Here is a 26,123-nt window from a genome sequence, read left to right as displayed (position 1 = left end):
AGGGAGACCCATGAGCAGCCTGGAGATCCGCGAGGTGGAGGCATTCCTCGCCGTGGCCGAGGAACTGCATTTCGGGCGGGCCGGCGAGCGCCTGTACGTCTCGCAGAGCCGGGTCAGCCAGCTGCTGCGCGCCTTGGAGAGCAGGGTCGGCGCGCGCCTGGTGGAGCGCACCAGCCGCCGTGTCCGGCTCACCCCGCTCGGCGAGCGCCTGCTCGCGGACCTTCGCCCCGCCTACAACTGCCTGCAGACTGCGCTCGACACCGCGCGGGCCGAGGCCCGAGGCGTGGGCGGCCGGCTGCGGATCGGCTTTCAGGGCACGGCCAACGACCATGTCATGAATGCCCTTTCGCTCTTCCACGACCGGCATCCCGACTGCGCCACCGAGATCGTGGAGATTCCCTTCTCCGATCCCTTCGGCCCGCTGCACAGCGGGGAGGTCGACACAGCGGTGGTCCTGCTGCCTATGGAGGAGCAGGAACTCGTCCTGGGGCAGGTCTTCTCCAAGCAGCCGCAGGCCCTCGCGGTCTCCACCGGCCACCCCTTCGCGCAGCACGCATCGCTGAGCGCAGAAGACCTCGCCGGCTGTCCGCTCATCAGCGTCCACGGTGCCGCCCCCGAGTACTGGCGCCGTGCCCAGGCTCCCCGCATCACGCCGGGCGGCCTCGCGATCCCGGCCGGGCCGACCGTGAGCACCTTGCAGGAAGGACTGGCCCTGGTGGCGGCGGGCCGCGGCGCCATGCTGCTGTGCCACCCCACGGCCGACTATTACGGCCGCCGTGCCGTCACGTACGTGCCCGTCACCGGTCTCGACGACTCCTACCTGGGCCTCGTATGGCACCGGGATCGCGAGAGCGCCCGCATCCGCGCCTTCTCGCAGGCGCTGGCGGCCGTCGACAGGTGAACGGGTCGTCGGTGCGTTTGCCGCAGTAGAGCGGGGAAGGGAGGCTGCTGACATGAAGCTGACGCTGCCGGAAGAGCTGGTGCTGATTGCCTTCGACGATCAGAGCGGCGGGGGCAAGGCGAGAGTGGGCGTCGACTACGCGGTTGCCGGGCTGACGCTGGTGGAGCTGGCCGTTGCCGGTCGAGTCGACGTGCAGGAGGACGATGCGGTGACCGTCCTCGACGCGCGCCCGACGGGCACGGCGTTCGTGGACGCGGAGCTGGCGAAGATCGTGGAGGGGGACGGTGCCTCGATGGGGAAGCTGCTGCGGCGTGCCCACCGGAGTGCGCTCAATGGCGCCGTCGAGTCGCTGGTCGCACGTGGTGTGCTGAAGCGGGAGAAGGGGAGAGCGTTCGGCGTGCTGCCCGTCACCCGCTTTCCGCAGGCCGATGCCGCGCCCGAGCGGGAGATCCGTGACCGGTTGTCCGCGGCGGTACTGCAGGGCGAGGAGCCGGACGAGCGCACGGCTGCGCTGGTGGCCGTGCTGAACGGCGCGCGCCTGTGGGGCAAGGCGTTTCCCGGGCAGGACCGTAAGCAGGTCAAGAAGCGGATGGACGAGATCTCGGAGGGTCAGTGGGTCGGTCCCGTGGTGCGCCGGGCGGTCCGGCGTACGCGGGCCGCGATCCTCGCGGCCTCGTCGGGCGGGGGCGGCTGAGCCGACGCCCGCACACGGGCACCCGTGGCGGTGGCGCGAACGCTCGTCAGCAGGCGCGGACCCCGGCTGAGTGCTCGGGGTCCGCGCCTGTGTGCGGTGGGACGAGGGTGCCCCGCCACCCTCGTCCCACCGCTGGGGGAGGGGGTCAGGATCAGCCGGCGAAGCAGAAGGCGTTGCCGGCGCCGAAGTCGTAGCAGGTGATCTGCTTCGAAGCGGTGTCGGTGTGGCCCGCCTTGTCGCTGACCGTCAGTTCCGCCGTGTAGGTGCGCTGACCTGCCGGGTAGGCGTGCTTGGCGGTGGCGCCGGTGGCGGTCTGACCGTCGCCGAACTTCCAGCCGTAGCCCGCGATGTCGTTGTCCGGGTCACTGGAGGCCGAAGCGTCGAAGTCGCAGGACGCGTACCAGCAGGACACCGTGAACGAGGCGTCCGGTGCCTCACCAGTGGGCGGCTCGACCGCCCCGGCCGTCACCTGCTTGGTGACGGTGCCGGTCTTCCCGTCGTTGTCGGTCACGGTCAGCTTGACGCTGTACGTTCCCGCCTTGGCGTAGCTGTGCGCGGGCTTGTCGCCCTTGCCGCTCGCTCCGTCACCGAAGTCCCAGGCGTACGAGGCGATGGAGCCGTCGGGGTCCTTGGAGGCCGAGCCGTCGAAGGCGCAGTCGGTGTTCGTGCTCGAACACTGGGCGGTGAAGTCGGCCGTCGGCTCACCGGGGTTGGTGGGGCCGCCCAGCTTGGAGACGTCCAGGAACTTGTTGGGGGAGCCGCTGCCCGGACCGGTGACGACACCGGACTGGGCGTTGTTCACGAGGGCGTCGCGGACCTGCTGCGGGGTGGCGTCCTTGTGCCCGGACAGATACAGGGCGGCGGCGCCGGCCGTGTGCGGGGTGGCCATGGAGGTGCCGCTCATCGTCGCCGTACCGCCACCGTTCTTGGTGGAGACGATGCTGCTGCCGGGGGCGAACAGGTCCAGGCACGAACCGTAGTTGGAGAAGCTGGAGCGGGCGTCACTGCTGTCCGTGGAGCCCAGCGTGATCGCCGCGGGCAGCCGGGCGGGGCTGGTGCTGCAGGCGTCCTTGCTGTCGTTGCCGGCCGCGACGGCGACCTGGACCCCGGAGTCGATGGTGCCCTTGACGGCGTCGTCCATGGCCTGGTCGCTGTCGCCGCCCAGGCTCATGTTGGCGACGGCGGGCTTGGCGGCGTTCTTGGTGACCCAGTCCATGCCGGCGACGATCTGCGAAGTGCTGCCCGAACCCTGGCAGTTGAGGACGCGCACGCCGACCAGCTTGACGGCCTTGGCGACGCCGTAGTCCTTGCTGCCGACGGTGCCGGCGACGTGGGTGCCGTGTCCGTGGCAGTCGCTGGAGTCGTTGTCGTTGTCGATGAAGTCGTGGCCGGAACTGGCCCTGCCTTCGAAGTTGGAGTGCTGGGTGTGCAGGCCGGTGTCGACGATGTACGCCGTGACTCCCTCACCGGTGTTCGGGTAGTTGTACGTGCTGTCCTTCTGCCCGTCGATGCGGTCGATGCCCCAGGACGGCGGGTTCGGCTGGCTGCCGACGGCCTTGAAGACCTGGTCGGCCTGGACGTAGCGGATGCCGGGGGCGGCCGCGATCTCCCGGGCCTGCTGCTCGGTGGCCTTGAGGGCGAAGCCACGGAAGGCGGCCGCGTACACCTGACGTACCTGCCCGCCGTGGCCGCGTACCAGCTCGTCCGCGCGGGAGCGCACATCGGCGCGGGCGGAGGCGGCCACCGACGGCTGCCCGTCGAACGCGACGATGTACTGGCCGGCTATCGCGCCGGCCCGGTCCGCACCCTGGATGTTTCCTTGGGGGGCCGGGGCGGCCTGGGCGGTGCCGGCGGCCGACAGGGCGACCACCGTCGTGGTGACGGCGCCCAGACACAGCGCGCCGAACCGTCTGTTGCCTGCTCTCATCCTCTGCTCCTTGCGGTTGAAGATCCGCTGCACACCGCGTCGGGGGCAGCGTGTGACGCAGGTGGTTGCCGCGCGGCCCGGCGGGGGGAGCCGGATCAGGCCAGGTGGCAACGGAGATCACCTTGGGAGAGGACGGCAGGGCGGAACAATCCGTACGGCCATAGGTAGGGGTACGTATTTGGGCGGGCAGGCGCAGCGCCGGACGGATAGGTGTCCGGCAGGCTTGACGCAGGCTCGTCCGGGGTCAGGCCGTGGTGTCCGGCATCAGCTGCGGCACCTCGGCCCGGGTCTCCACCTGCAACTTCCGCAGCACCTTGGCCACATGCTGCTCGACGGTGCGCGGCGAGAGGAACAGCACCTCGGCGATCTCCCGGTTGGTCCGCCCGGCGGAGACGAGGCGCGCGACCTCGCGCTCGCGCGGCGAGAGTTCGCCGCCGTAGCCGCGCCGGCCGCGCCGCGAGGGCGCGAGCACGCCGAGGGAGCGCAGCGCCCGGCGGCAGCGCGCGGCGTCCCGGACTGCGCCCAGTCGCTCGAACTCCTCGGCGATCCGCTGCAGTTCGTCGGGTGCGGCGGTCGCTTCGAGGTCCGCACGACGGTGGAAGGCGGCCTCCGCGCACCGGGCGGCGGCGTAGGGGCGGGGAAGCAGGTCATAGCCGGCGCGGGCCTGCTCGTAGCACTCGACGGCCTCGCCGGCGTGGTGTGCATGTTGGGCCATGATGCCCCGGCAGGCCGCCAACGAGGCCTGGGCGAGCGGGAATTCGCCGCCCTGAAGGCCATCGGCGTACTCCGTGAGCAGCCGCTCGGCGTCCTGGCGCCGGCCGTCGCGCAGCAGCGCGGTCACCGCGGCCGGGGTCAGGTCGGCCGCCCAGGCCCAGATCCCCTTGCGCCGGACCCGCTCCAGGGCCTGTTCGGCCTCCACGCAGGCGCCCGCCACGTCGCCGCGGGCCAGCCGGATGCGGACCATCGCGCCCGCGGCCGTGGCGATGACCGGTACGGGGGCATTGCCGGGGTCGCCCAGACCGGAGTCGTCCAGATGCGCGGTCGCCTCGTCCCACTCGCCGGTGGCCGTGGTGAGCAGTCCCAGGACGAGGTGGGCGTCCACCACGATGCCGGGGGCGCCCTGCGTCTCGTCCAGCGCCTGCCGGGCCCGGTCGGCCAGGCCCTGCCATCGCCCGGCACTCCATTCCAGGCGGAGCGCGGTGCCCTCGATGATCGCCTGCACATAAGGGGCGCCGTACTCCTCCGCGAGGTGTGAGCCCTGCCGCCACTGGTGCCGGGCGTGGGTGTCCCATCCGTTCCACGCGGCGGTGTCGGCCAAGTTGGCGCACATGCGCGCCAGTTCACGTCGTTCCGGTGTGTCGCGGTCGGCCGCGAGGAGGGCGTCGGCCTCCTCCCATACGCCGCTGTCGCCCAGGCTGGTGCGCAGGGCGAGGTGGTTGCCGCGCACCGCCAGGCGCAGCACCTGGTCGGGGTGGGAGGCCGCCAGCTGTTCGGCACGGCCGATCCATCTGCGGCTGTCGGATTGTGAGTGCTCGCCCCAGGTGGGCATGGCGAGACCGGCCATGGCGCGGGCGGCGAGGTGGGGTCGTTCGTGCAGTTCGGCCACTGCCTTTTCGGTGTCCTGGCGTCCCTCTTGGTGGTTGCCGGCCTGGTTGTTGAGGAGCAGGCCGAGGTTGAGCCGGATCTCGCCGCGGACGGCGTCGGGCAGGTCGCCGTGGTCGACGACGCGGCGCAGCAGGCGCGACGAGCGGCGGTGGGTGAGGCCGAACACTGCGGCCCGGCTCAGCCGGATGGCGAGGCGGGCGAGATCCTTGCCGGGCAGTTCGGGGTCGCTGAGGAGGTCTTCCAGGAGCTGCACGGCCAGCGCGGCGTCGCCGAGTTCGCGGGCCGCCTCGGCCGCGGCCTCGGTGTAGCGCTGCCAGTCGGCGTGGGCTCCGGCGTGCTTCGCGTGGTAGGCGAGCTGGACCAGCGGTGGCCTCTCCTGGCGGGCCAGTTCCGCCACCGCCGCCTGGTGGAGGCTGCGCCGGTCGATGCCCAACAGGCGTTCGTATACGGCCTGTTGGGCCAGCCCGTGCCGGAATCCGTAGCGGTCGTCGCCGTGCTCGCACAGCACCCCGGTGTGCAGCGCCTCGCGGATGCCGTGGGTCGTGCGCTGCATCGCCTGGCCGGCGACGGCACGGATCAGGTCCTCGCCGGCCGGCACGCGCAGTACTGCCGCGCCGTGCACGACGGCCAGCGCGTCCGGGGAGAGGCCGGCCAGCCGCTCGCTCATGGCCTCCTGCAGCAGGGCGGGCACGGCCATGCCGTCCAGCGCGTCCCGCCCCGTGTCGCCGCCGGCCACGCCGAGGGCGCGTACCACCTCTTCGAGGACGAACGGGATTCCTGCCGTACGTTCCAGGAGTTCGTCGGCGAGCCGGGCCGAGACGGCGCCTCCGGACAGGCTGGCGGCCAGACTGCGCACGCCGTGCACATCCAGGGCCCGCAGCGGGATCAGCACGGACGTCACGCCCGGCGGATGCCGGTAGGCCCGGCCCAGTGCCAGCCCGGCACCCGGCAGGTCCTCGCGGCGATAGCTCAGCACGGTGGCCAGCGCGGGCGGCGGATCCTCGATGAGGAAACGTAGGAGATCACGCGTGCCGTCGTCCGCCCAGTGCAGGTCCTCGACGACCAGGACGACCGGGCCCAGCGATTCGAGCAGGGCACGCACCGCCCGGAACAGCCGATGGGTGGCGGCGCGGTGATCGTGCAGGGGTTCGCACGGCGGCGGCAGTCGATGGGCCAGTTCGGGCAGATAGGGCCGCAGCGCGCCGCAGATGGGATTGAGCGCGGCGGGTACGTCGTCGGCGAGGGTGCGCAGCACATCGAACAAGGGCCCGTAGGGGAACGGTTCACGCAACGGCGGGCAGGCCCCGGAGAGCACCCGGGGGCGGCCGCCCGCGGACGATCGTTCCCGGGGTTCGCTGAGCGCCTCTCGGATCAGCCGGGTCTTGCCGATGCCGGCCTCGCCCTCGACCAGCGCCACCGACGGGGCGTGACCGAGCGCGTCGAGCAGGCAATGCAGCTGACCGGTCCGCCCGACCAGGACCGGCGACGCGGCAGCGCTGTCCGGGACGGGACCTGTCATGGGCGGCTCCGGGGCATGGCGGAAGAGGTCGAGGCGCGAACCTACTGGCCGGGCCGAGAGCGGGCAAGGGGGGCCGTCAGGTGTGCCGCCGCGTCCCGAACCAGCCATCTCGGGGCTGCACTTGGCCGCGGTATCCGGCCACCTTCCCGGGGCACTCGCGCCCGTGCCTCGATCATCGCGCCGGGCGTCGATGTCCGAGGCCTTCGCTGCCGGCCCCGCTCACGCACCGCGCTCGCCCGGAGCACCTGGCCACGGTGCGGCACGCAGCGCGCCGGCCAGGTCGGCGGACAGGCTCAGTTCGGTGGTGGTGCCGGTGAGGCGGGCCACCCTGCGCGTGGCCGGGTGATGGGCGGCAACGCTCCAGCTCAGCTCGCGCTCCACGGCGAGATCCCGGCCCGTCATGAGCAGGTCGATTCCGGTGGAGGTGAGCAGTGGCGCACGCAGGTCGATCACGATTCCCGGGGAGGGGCAGCCGCGGATGAGAGGGAAGAGTTCACTTTCGATGCGCGTGCAATTGGCGATGTCGATCACTTCATACACTTTGACCACGCGGTGGTCGGCGAGTGCGTAATGGGGGAGCACGGTTCTTCTCCTGAAGCGGAATGGGTGCTGATGCCTGCGGCCAGCACGCGAGTGCCCCCTTTGCGTGGCCTGAATCATGCGGCGTGACTCGAGGCCTCCGACGAGGGGAAGGTGTTCAGGAGGAGGGCGGGGCGATGCAGGCGTAGAGAGGCAGGGGCGTCATCCCGTGTCTGCTCTTCATGGGCTGGTTGGCGCGGCCGCCCTCCACCCACAGCTTGCCCGCGTCGATGGCGTGCCGGATCTCCGCGGCCCACAGCAGGTAGTTGGGGCTGAAACTGTCGACGGTCGCGTGGCTGGTCCCGCCCACCCACATGTGCAGGCGTTCCTCGTCCAGGAGGACCACCGCGGCGGCCAGGGTGCGGTCCTCCTGGTCGACCCTGACCACGCGGGCCCGCTCGCCCAGGGCCATCACGAAGTCGATGAAGGCGCTCTCTGGGTACATGTCGGCGCTGCCGTGCTTGGCCGCGGTGCGGCGGGTCAGCTCGCACACCGTCCGCAGGAAGCGCGGGTGGGGGGCCTCGACCGCGGTGGTGACGCCGGCCTCGGCCGCGCGTCGCGTGTACTGGCGGATGGTGCGCCGGGTCCGGGCGCCCAGGGTCGCGAGGTAGGCGTCGTACATGTCGTACGGGTCGTGCTGGGCGAGGTTCCGCAGGGGGAGTTGGAAGCGCGTCACGATGGGCGCCACCCGCCATCCCTTGCGACGCGCCACGGCGAGGACCGGGTCGCCTTCCGCCACGCTCACCAGCCCCGCGACCGGTGCGCCCGCGGAGGCGGCCAGGTCCACCAGGGCGTCGAGGACCGTGTCGAGGATCCGGTCGCGCCGCTCGGGGGAGCTCGCCCGCACCGGGATCCGGGTGTCGTAGCAGTACCAGTTGTGGCCGAGGAGCGCCGGACCGTCCGTGTCCGGGACGCCGACGGCGCGCAGGAAGCCGTAGGGGTCGCCCTGCTTCTGGAGGTAGCACGGCAGCAGGCCCACGGTGCGGCCGGCGTCGACGGCCGAGAGGTAGTGGACCGAGACGTACGGGCTCAACGGGCTTGTCTCGTACGCCCGCAGGTAGGCGGGGGAGTAGTGGACGGGAGCGCCGGCATCGGCGGCGACTCGCTCCCACGCGGTGGCGTCGACGTCGTCGACGGAGTCGGCGAGCGTGACGTACGGCCCGTTCATCCCATGCCCTTCTGTTCCGTCTCTTCCACCCAGCCCGCCCCCGCCAGCGCCGTCAGGAACCGCTCCCCGACGTCGCGCTCCCACTCGAGCCCGCTGTCGAGTTGAGCGGTGCGGATCACCCGGGCGGTGTCCGAGACGCCGTCGATGCTCTGCGCCAGGGCCATCGCCGTGGCGTAGAACCCGCCGCGGTCCACCGTCAGTCGGCGCTGCAGCCACGCGCGGTCGGCCTCATCGACGGCTCCCATGAGGGCCCGGAGGTTGAACGGGCCGGGCCACGTCCGCCGCAGCACCGGACCACCCCGCGGCGGTGGGACGGGCGGACGGTCACAGGCGGCCGTGAGGGTCCGGTGCAGGTCGGCGAGGAGACGTGTCTGCCGATCGAGAACGTCCTCGCCCGCGCCGAGCTGCCGCAGCGTCGGCAGGGCGTCGCGGCCGAACTGCCAGTGCCTGGTGAGTCGTTCGGTGGCCAGCGGGTCCGTGCTCGGGGGCAGGCAGGCGGTCATCCGGTGGGCCGTCCACCTGGTCAGGTGGCGGGCGATGCGGTCGGCGTCCCGGGGGCCCGCGGTCGCCACGACGGCCGCGGCGGACGCGGCGATCGCGGCGGATCTGCGCAGCTCCTGAGGGTCGACCTTGTCCAGGGTGTCGGCGCCCGAGTGGTTGAACCGGTCCGGCCAGTGGCCCAGTTGGACGGCGGGGCACCCGATCGCGCGGTCGGCCAGGATCGCGTGGTCGGAGGCGCCGACGAACGGGGTCGCGCGCCAGGCCCAGACATCGCAGTCCACCGCTCCGCTGTAGGAGCGCGCGGCGGGCGGCAGCGCCCGCACGCAGGCCTCGACCACGGCGTTGGCGAAGTGCGGGAGGTATTCGGGGCTCCGCTCGACGATCAGCGGGCCGCCGCAGCGCCGCTGGTCCTCACCCGCCATGTCGAGGTTGACCGCCATCGTCGGCAGCGGCCTGCCCTCCTCGGCGGACCGGTGGACGTACGCGGCCAGGCCCACGAACTCGGGCCCCCAGACGAAGCGGACGGGGCGCCGCAGCGGGAGCTCGGCGAGCGCCCGCCCCGCGGCGAGGGCCGCCGCGACACCGGAGGCGTTGTCGTTGGCGCTGGGCGCGGGGTGGCAGAGGTGGGCGGCGATCAGGCAGGCGTCCCGCGCGGACGAGGCGCCGCGCCCCGTGGCCGGGCGCGTCGGTGTACGGGCGACCACCACCGGCATCCGCGCCGGGGTGGTGTCGACGTCGACCACGACCCGTACGCGCCCGCCCAGGCGGTATGTGCGGTGCAGCTCGTCCAGCTGGGCCGGGAGCACGCTGAATGCGAACAGCCCGGAGTCGGCGGGGAGTTCGAGCCGCCCGGAGTGGTCGGGGAGGTCCGGGCGGGCCGTCACGCAGAACCCGCCGGCCCGCCTGTCGCGCAGGCGGGCGAGCAGCCGCCCGTCGAGGTCGCCCGCCGATGGGACGAGGACCACCGCGCCCGGCGGCCATGCGTCGTCCTGCAGGTGTGCGAGGGACAACTCGGCGTCCGTGGCCGTGGAGTTGACGGCCAGGGCGTAGGGCTGCGCGGCGTAGTCGACCAGCCGTGGGCCCGCGCCCACGGACAGGTGGGCCGCTCGTGCGGTCCACGGGCTGGGCGCGGTGAACGTCCACCACGCGGTGCGTCCGTCGGCCGGCAGGCTCAGCACCTCGACGTCGGCCAGGCCCACGCGTTCGGCCTCGCCCGCCACGAAGTCGGCCGCGGCGGCGATGCCCGCCGAGCCCTGGTGGCGGTCCCACTCGACGAGCCGGGCGACCCGGCGCATCGCCTCGTCGGGATCGATGCCGTCATGGACGTGGCGGACGAGGCCGGCCAGATCATCCGTCATGGGCGAACGCGGCCCGGAAGGAGGCCAGTCGGGCCGCCGAGAGCGGCACGGCGATCTTCAGGACGGCGGGGTCGATCTCCTTGGCCCGCAGCCCGTGCTTCGCCAGCACGTCCTTGGCCGCCGGCCCTCCGCGCGCCGTCACCCACGGCAGGCAGTCGGCCCCCTCGGTCACCTCCAGGCCGCTGCGCCGCAGCGTCGCCGCGACCATCGGCTTCACCTCGGCGATCCTGGCCCTCAGACCGGCGAACACGTCGCCCTGGCCCAGCAGACGGAGCGCCACGGCGAGGCCCGCGCTGTTCGCGCCGAGCGGCGGGGCGAACTCCCTGAGCCGACGGGTCAGGGCCGGCGCCGCGAGGGCGAACCCGATCCTGAGGCCTCCGCAGCAGTAGCCCTTGGACATGCTGCGTACGACGACGAGGTTGTCGTGCTCGGTGACGGCAGGCGCGAAGCTTGCCGCGGGCCCGGCATAGACGGCGTACGCCTCGTCGAGGACCACGATCGTGCCGTGCGCGCGAGCTGCCTCGACGACCTCGTCCAGGAGCGAGCTGTCCGGCATGGTGCCCAAGGCCGTGGGGCGGTCCAGGACGAGGACCGACGGTGCGTGCCGGTCGAGGTCGGCGGCCAGCGCGGCGAGCCGGGTCACGACCGCCTCGGCGCCGAGCAGCGCGGCCCAGCGGGGCAGGTCCGGGTGTGCGCCGGCGAGGTGCAGCACCGGCCCGGGCGCCGCCAGTGCCGCGCACGCGTGCAGCAGTCCGGTGGCGCCCGTCCCGGCCGTCACCATGTTCGGCGAGAGGTCGACACCGAAGTGCTCGGACAGGACGGGCGCGGACCGGTCGGCCGCGTAGGGGTCCATTACGGGGTAGTCGCGCGCCAGGTCGGCGATGGAGCCGCCCTCGTACACGTCGCGGAACGCCGCGTCGACCGCCGGTGCGACGCACTCGATCTCGTCCGGGGACCAGCGCAGATCCAGCGCCTCGGGCCGGCCTTGCGGCAGCTCCCACGACGAGATCGCCCCCGCCGGACGTCGTGGACTGCGCGCGACGAACTGCACGTACCGCGACGTCGTGACCGGTTCGCGGCCCACGAGGAAGTCGGTGTCGACGCGTTCCACGGCGAACCCCGCGCGGGTCAGTAGTGCGCGCACCTCGGCGGGCTGGTACATCCGTACGTCGTCGTGGATGGTCACCGGCTCCGCGTCGCCCCGCTGTACCTCGATCTCACCGGTACTGCGGCCGGGAACCATGCGATAGGCGCGGCGGAAGTCCGCCCGCAGACCCTCGACCTGGAAGGTGGCCTCGGGGACGTACTGCCCGGCGATGCAGAGCACGTTGGAGTGGTCCAGGATCAGCAGGCCGCCCGGGACGAGACTCCGGCGGGCCTCCTGCAGGAGGCGCACCTGCTGGTCGTCGCTGCCCCAGCCGAAGGACTGCACGCACACGATCGCGTCGAACACGCCCAGGGACCAGGGCAGTTCCCGCAGGAGATCTTGGTGCTGCCACTGCACCGGTACGCCCGAGGCACTGGCGGCGGCCTCGGCCTCCTTCAGCGCCCAGGCCCCGACGTCGACGCCCGTGACCTCGAACCCGCGCCGCGCCAGCGCGATCGCATGGCGTCCGGTGCCGCAGCCCAGGTCGAGGACGCGCCGTCCCGGGGCCGAGGCCTCCAGGACGGCGGCGAGGTACTCGGCTTCCGCGGCGGTGCGCTCGGCCGTGTACTCGTGTGCGGCCACGGCCCAGAACTCCGGGCCGAAGAACCGCTCGTACCAGGGGCCACCGGTGCGGTCCTGAGCACCGCTCATACGGCGTCCGCCCGCAGCGCCTCCTGCCGGTGCAGGAATCCGCACACGTCGCACAGTGCCGCCGGGTTGGGCACGCCCTCCTGCAGCACGTAGCGTCCGCCGCACACCCGGCACACGTCGTCGACCAGCGGCAGCAGCGTGCGCTGCACGTTCTCGAAGGCGTTGAAGACGTAGTAGTCGATGCCGGGCCACAGATCGTAGAGGTGGTCGGCCGTCGCGTAGGCGAGTGAGCGTTCGTCCGAGCCGGTGGTGAACCGGCCCGGTGCGCCCTGCCGGTTGAGCTCGGGTGCGATGAGCTCCAGGTACAGGGTCAGTTCCTTCTTGGTGATGCGGTAGAGCGGGAAGACGTACCGAAGGGAGCCCAGTTCCCTGACCGGTATGCCGCCCATCCGGTAGCCGGTGGTGAACCAGGTGACCATGCTGGCGACCAGGTCGTCGGCGTTGAAGCCGAACGCGACGACGGAGGCGCCCCGGCGCTCCGCCTCCTGTTCGAGCATGCGGCGCAGGACTTGGTGCCCGATCACCATGTTCATGTTGCGGTGCTCGCCGGCGACGACACGGTTCATGGTGTCGACGAAGGACTCGCGCAGCTGGAACAGTTCGGCGACGTCGTCCGCGGTGACGATCACGTGGTCCACGCCCAGTCCCGCGCAGGCGTCCAGGGCGGTCTGGAAGGTCGCCGGCTCGTCCCAGTCGGGCAGTCCGGTGATGGTCACGGCGGTGATGTCGGACTCGGGCCACCGGCCGCGGGTGCGCTCGAGGAGTTTGAGGTACGCGACGCTGTCCCGGCCGCCGGAGAGGCCGATGACGACGCGGTCGCCGGCCCGCATGGTGGCTCCCGCGGTGATGCTCTGCAGGAAGGTCTCCTCGACATAGCTCACGAACGTCTCCGCCGTGAACTGCTCGGTGCGCCGTTCCAGGGTGCCGCCGTGGTCGAAGAGGACGCTCTTGGTGTAGACCGGGTCCGGAGCGGCGTACACCTGCTCCTTGGGGCGGCGCAGCACGTCGAGGTCGTAGTGGCGTACCTGGCGGACCTCGATCACGTCGTCGGGTCCGACGACGCAGGTCGCCTCGGGCACGATCGTGCCGTTGCGGTGGGCGAGCACGGCGTTGGCCGGGATGCCGTGCGCGCGCAGCACGTCGAGCAGGCTCTGTCCCGGTCTCGCGTGCAACGTCTCCGAACCACCTGTCTTGTTGCGGAACACGACCGTGCTCACGGGCTCTCCTAGGTGTCGTGACGAGCGATCCGTCGGTCAGGGCAGGACTGTGGCGAGCGGGGGGTTCCAGGCGGCGAGTGGTACGAGCGTCTCGCCGTCGGAGATCGATCCGTGTTCCCAGGCCACGGTGGCGTCGGGCACGGGGAATTGGGGGGTCGTGGCCAGGGCCACGACGGCGCCGATGCGGTCGCGGACCACCGGGGTCGCCGCCAGGAGCCCGCGTCCGTCCAGGTCGTCGGGGGTCAGGACGAGGGCGTGCTCGCCCAGCGCGTGACGCAGCGAACGGGCCACGGCCTCCTCCTTTCCCGCCAGGGGATACAGCCAGCGGACGCGGCCGGCGCCGCCGGCCGGCATCCGGCAGTGCGCGGGAGTGTCGAGGCGGGCCCATGCCTCGACGAGGTCCGCTCGCGGACTCACCGGCACCTGGCCGTGGTCGGCGTGGGCCAGGACGCTCCAGCCGGCGTCGGCCCAGCGGTCGGCCGCGGTGTCGAGCAGGCGCAGCGACTCGCGCAGGGCGGCGTCGTAGCCGGCCTGGTGGATGTGGTCGTCGAGGTTCACGTACGCCCAGATCAACGGGGGTACGTCGGTGGGCATCGCCAGGACGGCCTCGACGTCGCGCACGACGCGCCGGACGACCTTGACGGGATCGATGCCGGCCTGGTCGGGGGCCGTTGACGGGACGACGTGCGCGCCCTGCAGCAGGGCGGTCACCCAGGCACCGGAGAGCCCCTCGAGCTCGGCGCCGACCACGTACGCGGGCCGCCCCGAGGCCACCGCGCGGTCGAAGAGCGTCGGACCGCCGTGCAGCAGCGCGCCGTCGGTCGGGGGAGCGGCGCCGAACCCGTAGGCCTGCCCGGTGACGAGGTGGGTGACGCTGTCGGCTCCGGGTGCCCGGTAGACCATGCCGATGGCGCCGTGCTCGGCGGGATCCATGCCGGTGACGGCGGTCAGCCAGGCGGTGGTCGACGTGCTCGGGAAGGTGGAACGCAAGGCGTGGGTCTGTGCGTGGGCGAACGAGGAAGCAGCCACGTCGTGCGACAAGCCGTCCACGGCCAGGACACACAGTCCACGGGAAGCGGTGCGCAGGCACCGTTCGACGACTTCGGGTATCACGCGCAGGTCGGCGGACGCTGTCGCTCGTCCGCCGACACGCGACTTTGTGCTCAGAAGTTCGGCACGCAGTCAGTGCAGGTGGTGCGGAACTTGGCCACATGCGCGGCCTGACGGTCCGTGATCATGCGCTCTACCAGGCGTGGCAGGAGCATGACGGGGGCCGGAGTCGACGTGCTCACGGCCTCGGCCGTGGTTTTGGTGGTGCTGGGCGGGGCGGTTTGCATGGATTCCTCCTGCTTGAACGGAGCTGGGGAAACGCGTCAAACGACCTGCGATTTTGCGTGAACAGGTCAACATGGCGTGACTTCGGCTGTCAACACCGTGCTCCGAAACTGCCCATGTCCCGTGCGGTGGGCGTCAGTTGACGAAGATCCGCGTCTCCGCGTCCACGACCACCGACGCGGGATCCGGCGGGCTCAGCAACGTCTCCGCGTACTGCTCCGCCCCCGGATCGCCGGCCCGATGCGCGCGGGCCACGGCGTCCGCGACGTCGTAATGCGTGGTTCTCAGCTGGACGTCGGGGCCGAGCAACGCCCAGTGGGCGGTGCCTGGTTGGCCCGTGTGGTACGGGAGGCCGACGCTCCCGGGGTTGACGCTGCGCAGGCCTCCCACTTCGCGGGCGAACTGGAGGTGGGAGTGTCCGGTGACCAGAACCCCCACGTCGAGGGAGGCGGACAGTTCCGCGAACCGCTCGGCCGGTGTCCCCGGCGTCACCAACTCGTGGTCGCTGCGCGGAGAACCGTGACAGAAGTGCACCGGCCCCAACCCGTCGATCTCGACGACGACGCCGAAGGGAACCCGGTTGAGGAACGCGATGGCCTCGGGGGAGTGCTGTGCGGTGATCCACGACTGGCGAGCGGTGGCAGTGGCGTCCGCGGTGGCGGCGAGCCAGGAGGCGAAGCGGTCGCCGTTGCCGCGCACGCACAGGACGCGTTCGCCCAGGGCGGCGATCCGCTCGTAGGTCTCCTGCGGCTGCGGACCCCAGGTCAGGTCGCCGCAGAGGACCACCAGGTCGGCCGCGGCCACGTCCGGTTCGGCGAGTACAGCGTCGAGCGCCGGGATGTTGGCGTGCAGGTCGGACAGCACGGCTACCCGCGCCGCCGGACCGTACCGCTGCGGCGGTCCTTCCCAGCCGGCCGGTCCGTACATCAGGACGTCGTCTGCCATCGGTGCCTTTCTGTCCCGGGCGGCGCTCCGATCAGGGGGCGCCCTTCGGAGGGGAGGCCTTCCACGAGCTGTGCGGCGATGACGATACGGTCCCAGAGGGGGAGCCCGTGGTCGTCCGCCGCGAGTTCCGCCACCTGGGTCAACAGCGCCGTGGAGTCGACGGGTTGACGGCGTGGGCCGATGGGTGCGGCCGGGGTCAAAGGATGCGGTGGATGGGCGGCGTAGAGCCTGCGCGCCATGGCCGCCGGTTCGGCGGCACGCGGTGACGACACCTCGCCCGCCAGCATGGTCAGGGCCTCCTCGCGCCGCCCGGGCAGCAGGACTCCCACCTCGCGGATCAGGTCGGCGGGGTCGTCGGGGGAGTGCAGGAAGTTGAGGCACATCAGCTCGCAGCCGAGCGCGCCGCGCAGCGAATCCGCTTGTTCCGCGCGGTTCTTGGAGGACCCCTTCAATGCGGCCAGCCGCTGGGCCGCGGTCGTCCCGGTGCGTTCCGGGCCCCAGGTGTCCCGCAGCGCCACGAAGAGGCAGGGGGGTCCGGACTCGAGGATCATGTCCACGGCCCGGATGACGGCCAGCGGCGCCGCGTTGATCTGGTAGCGCCACAGCTCGCGGCAGACCCGCGCGTCGACCCGGACGGCCAGGGCGCCCAGCGGCTCGAACCCGCGGCCCGCCAGGAACGCGAGCGCCGGTTCGACGCGGCGTCCGACCACCGCGTCCGGCTTGAACATGACGAACGTGGAGTGCAGCAGTGCCCGGTCCGTCTCAGCCGGGTCCCGGCGGTCCAGTACGACGGCCATCTCGCGGAAGTAGACGTCGTCGGGGTAAGTGGTGCGCCGTACGGGGTCGTGGGTGCAGGGGGGTTTCAACCAGCTGTGAACAGCCATGTTCCTCCGGCGTGCACGCGTCCACCTGTGATCCCCGTGCCGGGCGCGGCAAGTCACGTGGGTGCGGGCCCAGTTGGCGTGTTGTCATGGACCTATCGAGACCATACGCTGAGGCTACGTTCCATGACCCAACACATCAAGGAGGGTTCCATGAGTGTGAGCTTCAAGAAGGTCGTCGTCCGTCCGAAGCCGGGCAAGTAACCGACGACGAGGATGCGATCAGGAATCGGCCTCGGGCTGTTCCGTTCGTCCCGGCGGTCCTGGTCGCGTCCACTGCCTTTCGCACGTCCGAAACCGGTGTCGGGTGATGCCTCGACCGGGAGGACCGCCGGGGCCGAGGTCTGCGTCGCGACGGTGCTCGCCCTGCTCGGCGCGGATGCCGCCACTCCCCGGGAGGACGTGCTGCGGACGGCCCGCGAAGGCCGCCACAAGCTCGCCGCGACCCTGCTGAGCCTGTGGGCGGCAAGGGGCGATCGGCTCACCGGGGCGGCGCAGACCGAACTGGTCCAGAACCGGGAACGCATCGACCACTACCGCGATGTCTGGGCGGAGCTCCAGGACGTGGCGCCCGACGCCTACCTCCTCAAAGGCATGACGATCGCCGCCCTCTACCCGCCGGGGGTGCTCCGTGCGGCCGGCGACCTCGACGTCATCTGCCACGATCCCGGGGACCTGTGGGCCTGCGCCCGCCGACTGGCCGAAACCGGCTGGGAGTTGGCGGCCCTGACCGTCGGACCCGCTCGGGGCGGGCAAGGCACCCCCCTGTACCTGGGCGCGGAGTTCCGCAGCCCCGCTCCCGAGGGGTCCCCCGATCCCTACGCGGTCGGGCTGGCCACGGCGGAGATCGTGACCGACATCCGAGGGCCGGCCTGGCAGCTGGCCCGCCCGGGGTTCTCCGTGCCGGCCGCCTGCGCGCTCGCCCTGGTGGCGGAGCGGTGGGAACGGCCCTTTCGCTCGCGGGACTTCCTCGACATGGCACTCCTGCTGCGCCACCTCGACGACGACGGTCTGCGTCAACTGAGGGACGATCTCGACAGGACCGGCCTCTGGCCGGAATGGCGGGCGGCGATGCGCGGGACGGGCCGACTGGGAGGGCCGCCGGTGGCCGGGCTGCCGCGCACCCGGATCGCGGCGGGGCGTGCCCGGCTGACGCGGGCGGTGCGCACCGCGGTCCGTTGGAGCAGCCCGGCGCGTGTGGCCGCGTTCGTCGCGCAGTCCGGGGTCGAAGGCGAGGGCGGCCGTCTCGCGGACGCGGCCTCCGACCTCGTGCACCGCCGGATCGGTGCGCGACTGCTGCTGCGACGGGGCGTGCCGCTGTTCGGCGTGCCCCTCGACGGTGTACCCGCCGACGGGCTACGACTCGACGGCGTATCCGCCGACGGGCTACGACTCGACGACGTGGGCACCCACCTGGTCGCCCGTACGCCGCTGGGCTCCTTCCTGCTGGTGTCCGGCGCCGCCCGGCAGGAGTGGCTGGACGAGGTGTCGGCGGAGGGCGTCGCGTGAGGGAACCGCTGCCGTGCCTGACGGCCGATGTGGGAGGCGATTGATGGGCGACACCGGCGGTGCGGCGGGTGCGGGGCGCGGCGAACTCGCGATCGCGACAAGCCGGTTGCGGCGGGAGTACCGTGCGCGACGCGGCGCCCCGATCGTCGCGCTGGACGACGTCACGATGGAGGTGGAGCAGGGCGAGGTGCACGGGCTGCTCGGCCCGAACGGGGCAGGCAAGAGCACCCTGATGAAGATCCTCTCCACGGTGCTGCTGCCGACGTCGGGAACGGGCCGCGTCCTCGGCCATGACCTGGCGGTCGACCACCGGCGCATCCGCCCCTTGCTGGGCATCGTCTTCGGCGGTGAACGCGGCCTCTACCCACGGCTGACGGCACGTCAGAATCTGGGCTACTGGGCCGCCTTGTACGGCATGTCCGCCAAGGCGGGACGTGCGCGCAGTGCGGCGCTCCTCGACGAGCTCGGTCTGGCCGAGCGCGCCGACGACCGGGTGGAAACGTACTCCGTGGGCATGCGCCAGCGCCTCCACCTGGCCCGCGGGATCATCGGGGACCCGCGGATCCTGCTGCTCGACGAGCCCACCAACGGCCTCGACCCGCTGGCCGCTCGCCAACTGCGGGAGCTGATCACGCGCTTGGCGAGCGAGGGCCGCACGATCCTGCTCGCCACGCACGACCTGGCCGAGGCGGAACTCCTCTGCGACCGCGTCACGATGATTAACCACGGCCGGGTCGTCGCCGCGGAGGCGCCGAAGACGCTGGCCCGTCTGGTCTCCCAGCAGGAACGCATCCGCGTACGCGCCGAGCCGGAGCTGACAGACCGGGTAGGGCAACTGCCCGGGGTGCTCGGCGTCGAACAGGCCGACGACGGAGCGGCGATCGTCTCCGTCGAAGACAAGGAGGCGGTGGGCCGGGTGCTGGCCTTCGTGGTCGAGGCGGGCGTCACCGAGGTCCGTACCGAACTGCCCGGCCTCGAAGAGGTCTACCTCCGCCTCGTCCACCGCAACGAGACGCGCAGCGTGGTGAATCGGTGAGTCTGCTCCTCGCGGCCGGAAAGTTCCAGGGCCGTCTCGTCCTGACCCACCGCGACTACCTCATCGACCTGGTGCGCACCCCGCTGCTCGCCGCCGTCTTCCTGCTGCTGATCCGGCACAACGACCGGCCCGAACTCCTCGCCTACGCACTCCTCGCCCCCGTTTTGATGGGCGTGTGGAGCATGGCCATGCTGATCTCCGGCGAGGTCGTCGACAACGACCGGTGGCTCGGCACGCTGGAGCTGCAGATAGCCGCTCCGGTCGACTTCGTCCGGCTCGTCTTCAGCCGGGTCTGGGTGACGACGCTGATCAGCCTGCTGACGGTGGTGGAGGTGGCCGCGGTGTCCGTCCTCGCCTTCGACACCGTCCCCGAAGTCCCGCACCCCTGGGTCTTCGTCGTCGCCCTGCTCGCCACGGCAGCCGCCACCGCGGGGGCGGCGTGCCTCATGGCGGCCCTGTTCGTCGCGACCCGGACCGCCCGTACGTTCCAGAACTCGCTGAGCTATCCGATCCTGCTGCTCGGCGGAGTCTTCACGCCGCTGGACAGACTTCCGGAGTGGACCCACCCGCCGGGCCGGCTCATCTACCTTTCCTGGAGTTCCGACCTGTTGCGCGACGCACTCGCCGCGGACCCGGTCCAGTCGGTGGGGTGGCGGCTGGCCGCCGTGCTCGGACTCGGATTCCTCGCCGCGCTAGGTGGGCGGCTGCTGCTCGGCAGAGTCGTCCGCCTCGTACGGGAGAACGGGACGGTGGGGCTGCGATGAGCCGACGGGCGAACGAGTTCGGGCCGGGCAGCCGGGTCCAGGTCCTCGGCTGGGCGGCACGCGCCGGACTCGCCGACTACGGCACGGTCTTCACCTGGAAGACGTGGCTGCTCGGCTGGTTCGTCCGGATGCTCGCGCAGGTGCTGTTCTTCACCACCATCGGCACCCTGCTCGGGCCGGATCAGGCGCGCTATCTGCTGATCGGGAACGCCGTGGCGCTGGTCGCGCTGCACGGCATGTTCGCGACCGCTTCCACGACCTGGGAACTGCAGAACGGCACGCTGCCCCTGCTGGTCGCCTCGCCCAGCAATCCCGCGCTGGTCCTGGTGGGAAGGAGCCTGTTCTGGCTCCCGGACGGTGTGGCCTGTGGTCTGGGCGCCGTACTCATCCTCGGTCCGGTGGCGGACCTACGGCTGACCGTCCTTTCGGTGCTGCTGCTGACCGCCCTGCTGGTGCTGGTCGCCGTGACCAGCTACTGCCTCGGACTCTTCCTGGGCTCCTTGGTGCTCACTGCCCCGGACCTGCGCAACGTGGTGTCCAATGCGGCGTTCACCGTCATGCTCATCGTGTGCGGGGCTGAGGTGCCGGCCGGTGCGGTCGGCCCGGTCCTCGCGGGGCTCGGCCAGGTGCTCCCGCTGACCCACGGCCTGTCGGCGATCCGCGAGGCACTCGATGGTGAGGCGGGCCTGCACACCCTCGGGCTGGCCGGGTGGGAAACGCTCGTCGGAGCGTGCTGGCTGGGTGCCGCTCTCGGCGTCCTCGCCTGGCGGGCACGCCGGAGTCGGCGCGACGGCGCGGCGCTGTTCCTGACCTGAAGTCCCCTCGTTCTGAGTCCGGTTCGGGGGCGGTGAGCCTGCCGACGGTGCGCTGCGGGTCGGAGGTTGCGGCGGTGAGGACAGTGCCGGACTGTCGCGGGCGTGTGGCCACCGTGGTCGTGTGAGCGCTGAGCGTGTTTCTACTCCAGCAGCTTTCATCCGGTGCAGTAGCTTGCCAACGCTCCTTGGAACGACCAGCTGCCGCAGCGCACGACAACCGGAGGATTGCCCATGCCCCGAGAGGCGCCGTACCTCGCAGTGGCCGACGCACTGCGCGCACGGATTCTCGCGGGGGAGTGGGAGATCGGGGAGCGCCTGCCGTCCCGGGCACGGCTCGCCGTGGGGTACGGGGTCGGACGCAACGTCCTGCAGAGGGCCATGGACTGTCTGATCATTGACGGTCTCGTCGAAGGGCGCGCCGGCTCGGGCACCTACGTCCGGATGCCGCGCGAGCGCCTGCGACTGATCCGCTCGCGGCACCGCGAACGCGGGGAGGGCTCTCCCCGCCGGCCCGACACGAGGGAGCGGGGCAGTGCCGACGCTTGGGATGCACACAGCCAGGTGCGCGTCCCCGCCCCCGAGGCGATCGCCGAGCGGCTTGCCATCAGCCCCGGGGACCTCTGTGTCCGTACGCATTACGAGTTCCTCGCCGGCGGGCACCCCGTGCAACTTTCCGAATCCTGGGAGCCGATGGCCATCACGGATGGCACGCCGGTCGTGCTGCCCGAGACGGGTCCTCTGGCGGGCAAGGGAGTGCCGGAGCGCATGCGCTCCATCGGTGTGGTCATCTCGACTGTGGTCGAGGTGCCGCGCCCGGCTCGTGCCACCCATGTGCAGGCGAACCTCCTGGGGATCAGCGTGGGGGATCTCGTGCTGCAGATCGAGCGGACCATCTTCGACACGGACGGTCGTCCGGTGGAAACGGCCGACATGGTCATTCCGGACGTGCGCCGGGAAGTGGTCTACGAGTTCGGAGTCGACCGGCCGTAGCAACCGCAGCCATTGGAGAGCCATCGCGTATTCGACAGTAGGGACTCGTATGTCTAAATCCACCCAGCTCGGCCTCTTGCGCGATCGGGATTTCAGATGCTTGTTTGCTGCCACCGCGCTCGGTCAGCTGGGCGACCGCATCATCTTTCTGGCCTTGCCCATGGTTGCCATTGCGACATTGCATGTCGATGAGTTTCAGGTCGGATTACTGACCGCGATGACCGCGGCAGGGTCGCTCCTGGCAGGACTGCCGGCAGGCGCGTGGGTGGACCGCGTGCGGAAGCGATCGGTGATGATCAGCACCGATCTCGCTCGCGCGCTGCTTCTCTTGACGATACCGGCGGCGTGGTGGGCAGGCCTCCTCACCATCTGGTGGCTCTACGCAGTCGCCCTGGTCCATGGGGTGTTGACCGTCTTCTTCGATGTTGCGTACGTCAGCTATCTCCCGCACTTGGTGGGACGCAACAAGGTCGTGGAAGGGAACTCAAAACTGGCGGCAGTACGCTCGGTGACCAGTGTCAGCGGGCCGACCGTGGCAGGACCACTGGTCGGCCTGGTCGGAGCCCCTGCAACGCTTCTGGTGAGTTCGGCCGGGATGGCTCTGTCGGGGCTGCTCGCGATCACCATCCGGAAGCGCGAACGGAAGCCGGAACCGAGTGAGCACCCTCAATTGATTCGCGAGATCAAGGAGGGATTGACGTTCGTGGTCAACTCCCCCACCCTGCGGGCAATCATGCTGGGGGATGCCATATTCAACCTCTTCCTGGTCATGTATCAGACCATGTTGCTTGTCTTCTTGGAGCGGGAGACAGGTCTCCAGTCCTTCGGTATCGGCCTCATTCTTTCGGGCATGGGCTGTGGAGCCTTGCTGGGTGCGCTGTCGGCGGCCAGGATCTCGACTTGGGTCGGGCAAGGCCGGGTCATCTGGCTCGGGTCATTGGTCGCCTGTCCGTTGACCGTCCTCATGCCGTTGGCGCGAACGGGTTGGTGCCTGTACCTGGCTGCGATCGGGCTCGCGGCCTTTTCGCTGTGCGGAGTTGTTCGCGTGGTGACTCAATCAAGCTTCCAACAAGCCCTGACGCCGGATCGGCTTCTGGGTCGGATGAGCGCAACAACTCGATTCGTCTCCTGGAGCGGCATTCCTCTCGGCCGGCTCTTGGGCGGAGCCTCGGGCTCCGCGTTCGGAGCGACAACCACCCTGTGGATCGGTGCAGCAGGTATGACGCTGAGCGCCCTTCCCAACTTCTTGTCACCGCTTCGGACAACGCGCACGTTGCCCACGGAGAAGACCCCTGAGTTCGCGTGCTGAGGCTTCTCGCTCCCGACCCGGGTCCGACATCTTCTCTTGACACGTCTGTGTCATGGACGGAACACTCCGCAGCGGGAGAGCGCTCTCCCACAGTTCCCCGCTACAGGGAGAGCGCCCTTCCGGCCCGGGTAGTCGGAGGTGCACGCTCACCTCCACCTCCGCCCGCCCCCCACCGTCCAAACTGACGTGGCAGGAGGTCTCCATGGCACGGAGATCCAAGATTTTCTCGGGGTTACTGATATCCGGCGCGCTGGTCTTGACGACCCTCGGTGTGAGCGGGGTCGCCATGAGCGCCGACGCGCCGGACGCGGGCGCGGGGCAAGGCGCTCATCACGCGGCGGCGCAGGCCGGTGGGTCGCACAGCGGCCACACCATGGCCGCCTCCACCAAGGCCGCCGCCGAGGACCTCGACGCCGATGGCTACATCCCCGCGAACCCGCCGGTCACCGGCGTGGAACCCTCGACGAAGGAGCCGCCCCACCGGTATTTCCACGAGTTCCAGGCCAACTGCACGGTCACGCACACCAAGCCCGACGACCCCATCGTCTATCCCGGCCAGCCGGGCAAGTCCCATGACCACACCTTCATGGGCAACACCACGACCGACGCCAACAGCACCACCGAATCCCTGAGTTCGGGCGCCACCAAGTGCAAGGCGCCCGGCGACAAGTCCGGTTACTGGATGCCGACCCTGCTCAATGGCACACAGTCCGTGCTGCCGGTCGGTCCGCAGGTCATCTACTACAAGGCGGGCGTGACCGACTACACGAGCGTGCGGCCCTTCCCCAAGGGGCTGCGGTTCGTCGTCGGCAGTCCGACGCAGAGCGCGGAGGAGTTCCGGGCCCACCGCGGGTTCGTCGAGGGCTGGGAGTGCGGCGACAGCTTCTTCAACGTCGACATCCCGAAGACCTGTCCGGACCGGCCGGACGTCCAGCTCAACATCCGCTTCCAGGCGCCGAGTTGCTGGGACGGCAAGTATCTGGACACGCCGGACCACAAGAGCCACATGGCGTATCCGGTGGTTAATCCCGGCACCAACAACAACATCTGCCCGGCCAGTCACCCTGTTGCGCTGCCGATGGTCGAGTTCAAGATGGCCTTCCCCGTCAACGGCGACATGTCGCAGGTCAAGCTGGCGAGCGGTGCGGGCCACTCGTTCCACTACGACTTCTTCAACGCGTGGGACGACCGCACGCTGAAGGCACTGGTGGATCACTGTGTGGTCGGCGCCCTGCAGTGCAATGCGCGCGGCTATGACGAGACCCACCCCGAAGCGGGCGCGGCGCTCGACGAGAACTACGAACTGCCCTGAGCCCCTGCTCTCCGAGATGGGCCGGGCTCCCTCCCGCCCATCTCGGAGAGCGCTCTCCCAGTTCCGGACCCGCACCCTCCGTACGACGCGGAACCCGCACCCCCCATACGTCTCCGGACCCCGCACCCTCCGTACCTCTCCTCGCTAGGAGGAAGATCCGTGGCACAACCTCCCACCCGCAGACTCGGGCACTCCGCCCGGGCCGCCACCGCGGCCGCGCTCCTCGCAGGCGCCGTGGTCGCCCTGCCCGTACCTGCCGCGCACGCCGCCGGCAGCGTGGTCAAGGTGACCGGCTCCCAAGGCAATTGGCAGCTCACCGTGGACGGCGCCCCCTACACCGTCAAGGGCATCACCTGGGGGCCCTCCGCCTCCGACGCCGCCCGCTACATGCCGGACGTCAAGTCCCTCGGCGTCAACACCGTCCGCACCTGGGGCACCGACGCCTCCAGCGCGCCGCTGTTCGACGCGGCAGCCGCCAACGGCGTCAAGGTCGTCGCAGGGTTCTGGCTGCAGCCCGGCGGCGGCCCGGGCAGCGGCGGCTGCGTCAACTACCTCACCGACACCGACTACAAGAACAAGATGCTCGCCGAGTTCCCCAAGTGGGCGGACACCTACAAGAACAACCCGGGCGTCCTGATGTGGAGCGTCGGCAACGAGTCGGTGCTCGGCCTGCAGAACTGCTTCAGCGGCGACGAACTGCAGCGCCAGCGCGACGCGTACACCACCTTCGTCAACGACATCGCGAAGAAGATCCACGCCGTCGACCCCAACCACCCGGTGACCTCCACCGACGCCTGGACCGGCGCCTGGCCCTACTACAAGAAGAACGCCCCCGACCTCGACCTCTACACCGTCAACTCCTACCAGGACGTGTGCGGCGTCAAGTCGGCCTGGGAGAGCGGCGGTTACACCAAGCCGTACATCATCACCGAGACCGGACCCGCCGGCGAGTGGGAGGTCCCCGACGACGCCAACGGCGTCCCCAAGGAGCCCACCGACACCGAGAAGGCCGCCGGCTACAAGCGGGCCTGGAGTTGCGTCACCGACCACCGGGGCGTCGCCCTCGGCGCGACGGTCTTCCACTACGGCACCGAGTACGACTTCGGCGGCATCTGGTTCAACCTGCTGCCCGCGGGCGAGAAGCGCCTGTCGTACTACGCCCTGAAGCAGGCCTACGGCGCCTCCACCGGCGGCGACAACACACCCCCCGTCATCGGCGACCTGAGCGTGCCGAACGCCTCGGCGGTCCCGGCCGGCCGAGAACTGACGATCACCGCACCGGCCACCGACCCGGAGGGCGACAGCCTCACCTACGAAGTGCTCTTCAACAGCAAGTACATCGACAACAGCGGCGCCCTCACCACGGCCGCCCACACCGATCTCGGCGGCGGCCGGCTGAAGGTCACCGCGCCCGACCGCACCGGCGTGTGGAAGGTGTACGTCAAGGCCAAGGACGGCCACGGCAACGTCGGCATCGAGACCCGCTCGATCAAGGTCGTGGCCCCGCCGGTGGACGGCACCAACGTCGCCCTCGGCAAGCCCACCACTGCCTCCTCGGCCCAGAACACCGACTACGGCGGCTGCCCCTGCCCCGGTTCGAACGCCACCGACGGCAAGGCCGACACCCGCTGGGCAAGCGACTGGGCCGACCCCCAGTGGCTCCAGGTCGACCTGGGCACGTCCACCGCCATCCGGCACGTCCAGCTCAACTGGGAGGGTGCGTACGGCAAGACGTACACGATCCAGACCTCGGACGACGGCCAGAACTGGCGGACCGTGCGCGAGGTGACGGCCGGCAACGGAGGCATCGACGACTTCGATGTCACGGGTAACGGTCGCTACGTACGCCTGCACGGCACCGCACGCGGCACCGGATACGGGTATTCGCTCTACGAGTTCGGCGTCTACAGCTGAGCCGTCGCTGCCGCATGCTTCGAGAGCCGTCCTTGAGCCCCGGATC

At 70.9% G+C, this 26,123-nt stretch carries 21 protein-coding genes; 10 read left to right on the top strand and 11 right to left on the bottom strand.

All coding sequences use genetic code 11. The features are described from left to right. Positions 1 to 10: 10 nt before the first annotated feature. The gene (locus tag OG430_RS03070; protein WP_327350808.1) at positions 11 to 901 is read left to right on the top strand and encodes a LysR family transcriptional regulator; all 891 of its coding nucleotides are present in this window, start codon (positions 11 to 13) and stop codon (positions 899 to 901) included. Between the two features lie 52 nt (positions 902 to 953). Then, positions 954 to 1,595, top strand: coding sequence for a GOLPH3/VPS74 family protein (locus OG430_RS03065; protein WP_327350807.1), 642 nt, complete (start codon positions 954 to 956; stop codon positions 1,593 to 1,595). Positions 1,596 to 1,746: 151 nt separating this feature from the next. Here the strand turns inward: OG430_RS03065 and OG430_RS03060 are convergent, their stop codons facing one another. From OG430_RS03060 to OG430_RS03010, 11 genes are all read right to left on the bottom strand, one after another. Continuing rightward, positions 1,747 to 3,522, bottom strand: a complete 1,776-nt coding sequence (locus tag OG430_RS03060) for a S8 family serine peptidase (protein ID WP_327350806.1) — start codon at positions 3,520 to 3,522, stop codon at positions 1,747 to 1,749. A gap of 244 nt (positions 3,523 to 3,766) precedes the next feature. Next, on the bottom strand, positions 3,767 to 6,646 hold the full coding sequence (locus tag OG430_RS03055; protein ID WP_327350805.1) for a helix-turn-helix transcriptional regulator: 2,880 nt from the start codon (positions 6,644 to 6,646) through the stop codon (positions 3,767 to 3,769). A gap of 219 nt (positions 6,647 to 6,865) precedes the next feature. After that, a complete protein-coding gene (locus tag OG430_RS03050; protein ID WP_327350804.1) occupies positions 6,866 to 7,228 on the bottom strand; it encodes an STAS domain-containing protein in 363 nt (120 codons plus the stop codon). A gap of 115 nt (positions 7,229 to 7,343) precedes the next feature. Beyond that, positions 7,344 to 8,393, bottom strand: a complete 1,050-nt coding sequence (locus OG430_RS03045; protein ID WP_327350803.1) for a GNAT family N-acetyltransferase — start codon at positions 8,391 to 8,393, stop codon at positions 7,344 to 7,346. Then, a complete protein-coding gene (locus OG430_RS03040; protein ID WP_327350802.1) occupies positions 8,390 to 10,252 on the bottom strand; it encodes a DUF4910 domain-containing protein in 1,863 nt (620 codons plus the stop codon). The genes OG430_RS03045 and OG430_RS03040 overlap by 4 nt, the downstream gene beginning before the upstream one ends. Next, entirely contained in the window at positions 10,242 to 12,050 is a 1,809-nt protein-coding gene (locus OG430_RS03035) for an aminotransferase class I/II-fold pyridoxal phosphate-dependent enzyme (protein WP_327350801.1), read from the bottom strand. The genes OG430_RS03040 and OG430_RS03035 overlap by 11 nt, the downstream gene beginning before the upstream one ends. Beyond that, positions 12,047 to 13,267, bottom strand: coding sequence for a hypothetical protein (locus OG430_RS03030; RefSeq protein ID WP_327350800.1), 1,221 nt, complete (start codon positions 13,265 to 13,267; stop codon positions 12,047 to 12,049). Before OG430_RS03030 ends, OG430_RS03035 begins: the two co-directional genes overlap by 4 nt. Before the next feature lie 36 nt (positions 13,268 to 13,303). Next, positions 13,304 to 14,257, bottom strand: coding sequence for an alkaline phosphatase family protein (locus OG430_RS03025; protein ID WP_327350799.1), 954 nt, complete (start codon positions 14,255 to 14,257; stop codon positions 13,304 to 13,306). A gap of 173 nt (positions 14,258 to 14,430) precedes the next feature. Then, complete coding sequence (locus OG430_RS03020; protein WP_327350798.1) at positions 14,431 to 14,604, bottom strand: hypothetical protein; 174 nt, start codon at positions 14,602 to 14,604, stop codon at positions 14,431 to 14,433. Positions 14,605 to 14,737: 133 nt separating this feature from the next. Further along, positions 14,738 to 15,547, bottom strand: a complete 810-nt coding sequence (locus tag OG430_RS03015; RefSeq protein ID WP_327350797.1) for a metallophosphoesterase family protein — start codon at positions 15,545 to 15,547, stop codon at positions 14,738 to 14,740. After that, positions 15,529 to 16,431: a nucleoside-diphosphate kinase gene (locus OG430_RS03010; protein WP_327350796.1), complete on the bottom strand. Its 903-nt coding sequence runs from the start codon at positions 16,429 to 16,431 to the stop codon at positions 15,529 to 15,531. Before OG430_RS03010 ends, OG430_RS03015 begins: the two co-directional genes overlap by 19 nt. A 297-nt stretch (positions 16,432 to 16,728) precedes the next feature. Here OG430_RS03010 and OG430_RS03005 point away from each other — a divergent pair, with 297 nt between their 5' ends. From OG430_RS03005 to OG430_RS02970, 8 genes are all read left to right on the top strand, one after another. Next, complete coding sequence (locus OG430_RS03005) at positions 16,729 to 17,937, top strand: hypothetical protein (RefSeq protein ID WP_327350795.1); 1,209 nt, start codon at positions 16,729 to 16,731, stop codon at positions 17,935 to 17,937. Between the two features lie 43 nt (positions 17,938 to 17,980). Beyond that, the gene (locus OG430_RS03000; RefSeq protein ID WP_327350794.1) at positions 17,981 to 18,973 is read left to right on the top strand and encodes an ABC transporter ATP-binding protein; all 993 of its coding nucleotides are present in this window, start codon (positions 17,981 to 17,983) and stop codon (positions 18,971 to 18,973) included. Further along, positions 18,970 to 19,737 (top strand): ABC transporter permease, encoded by a 768-nt coding sequence (locus OG430_RS02995; RefSeq protein ID WP_327350793.1) that lies wholly within the window; start codon positions 18,970 to 18,972, stop codon positions 19,735 to 19,737. Before OG430_RS03000 ends, OG430_RS02995 begins: the two co-directional genes overlap by 4 nt. Further along, positions 19,734 to 20,552: an ABC transporter permease gene (locus OG430_RS02990; RefSeq protein WP_327350792.1), complete on the top strand. Its 819-nt coding sequence runs from the start codon at positions 19,734 to 19,736 to the stop codon at positions 20,550 to 20,552. The genes OG430_RS02995 and OG430_RS02990 overlap by 4 nt, the downstream gene beginning before the upstream one ends. Positions 20,553 to 20,783: 231 nt before the next feature. Further along, positions 20,784 to 21,542, top strand: a complete 759-nt coding sequence (locus OG430_RS02985; protein WP_327350791.1) for a GntR family transcriptional regulator — start codon at positions 20,784 to 20,786, stop codon at positions 21,540 to 21,542. Between the two features lie 49 nt (positions 21,543 to 21,591). Further along, on the top strand, positions 21,592 to 22,851 hold the full coding sequence (locus OG430_RS02980; RefSeq protein ID WP_327350790.1) for an MFS transporter: 1,260 nt from the start codon (positions 21,592 to 21,594) through the stop codon (positions 22,849 to 22,851). Positions 22,852 to 23,053: 202 nt separating this feature from the next. Further along, positions 23,054 to 24,163, top strand: a complete 1,110-nt coding sequence (locus OG430_RS02975; RefSeq protein WP_327350789.1) for a DUF1996 domain-containing protein — start codon at positions 23,054 to 23,056, stop codon at positions 24,161 to 24,163. 159 nt (positions 24,164 to 24,322) lie between these two features. Beyond that, the gene (locus OG430_RS02970; RefSeq protein ID WP_327350788.1) at positions 24,323 to 26,077 is read left to right on the top strand and encodes a discoidin domain-containing protein; all 1,755 of its coding nucleotides are present in this window, start codon (positions 24,323 to 24,325) and stop codon (positions 26,075 to 26,077) included. Positions 26,078 to 26,123: the final 46 nt, after the last annotated feature.

Source organism: Streptomyces sp. NBC_01304 (assembly GCF_035975855.1).
Lineage (GTDB): Bacteria > Actinomycetota > Actinomycetes > Streptomycetales > Streptomycetaceae > Streptomyces.
The sequence above is the reverse complement of the archived record's forward strand: the minus strand, read 5'-3'. Positions and strand labels throughout refer to the sequence as shown.

Coding starts and splice junctions, on each gene's coding strand:
- OG430_RS03055 (WP_327350805.1), bottom strand. CDS start 6,646: ATGACAGGTCCCGTCCCGGACAGCGCTGCCGCGTCGCCGGTCCTGGTC.
- OG430_RS02985 (WP_327350791.1), top strand. CDS start 20,784: ATGCCCCGAGAGGCGCCGTACCTCGCAGTGGCCGACGCACTGCGCGCA.
- OG430_RS03000 (WP_327350794.1), top strand. CDS start 17,981: ATGGGCGACACCGGCGGTGCGGCGGGTGCGGGGCGCGGCGAACTCGCG.
- OG430_RS03040 (WP_327350802.1), bottom strand. CDS start 10,252: ATGACGGATGATCTGGCCGGCCTCGTCCGCCACGTCCATGACGGCATC.
- OG430_RS03045 (WP_327350803.1), bottom strand. CDS start 8,393: ATGAACGGGCCGTACGTCACGCTCGCCGACTCCGTCGACGACGTCGAC.
- OG430_RS03060 (WP_327350806.1), bottom strand. CDS start 3,522: ATGAGAGCAGGCAACAGACGGTTCGGCGCGCTGTGTCTGGGCGCCGTC.
- OG430_RS03010 (WP_327350796.1), bottom strand. CDS start 16,431: ATGGCTGTTCACAGCTGGTTGAAACCCCCCTGCACCCACGACCCCGTA.
- OG430_RS03015 (WP_327350797.1), bottom strand. CDS start 15,547: ATGGCAGACGACGTCCTGATGTACGGACCGGCCGGCTGGGAAGGACCG.
- OG430_RS03065 (WP_327350807.1), top strand. CDS start 954: ATGAAGCTGACGCTGCCGGAAGAGCTGGTGCTGATTGCCTTCGACGAT.
- OG430_RS02975 (WP_327350789.1), top strand. CDS start 23,054: ATGGCACGGAGATCCAAGATTTTCTCGGGGTTACTGATATCCGGCGCG.
- OG430_RS03020 (WP_327350798.1), bottom strand. CDS start 14,604: ATGCAAACCGCCCCGCCCAGCACCACCAAAACCACGGCCGAGGCCGTG.
- OG430_RS02990 (WP_327350792.1), top strand. CDS start 19,734: ATGAGCCGACGGGCGAACGAGTTCGGGCCGGGCAGCCGGGTCCAGGTC.
- OG430_RS02980 (WP_327350790.1), top strand. CDS start 21,592: ATGTCTAAATCCACCCAGCTCGGCCTCTTGCGCGATCGGGATTTCAGA.
- OG430_RS03070 (WP_327350808.1), top strand. CDS start 11: ATGAGCAGCCTGGAGATCCGCGAGGTGGAGGCATTCCTCGCCGTGGCC.
- OG430_RS03035 (WP_327350801.1), bottom strand. CDS start 12,050: ATGAGCGGTGCTCAGGACCGCACCGGTGGCCCCTGGTACGAGCGGTTC.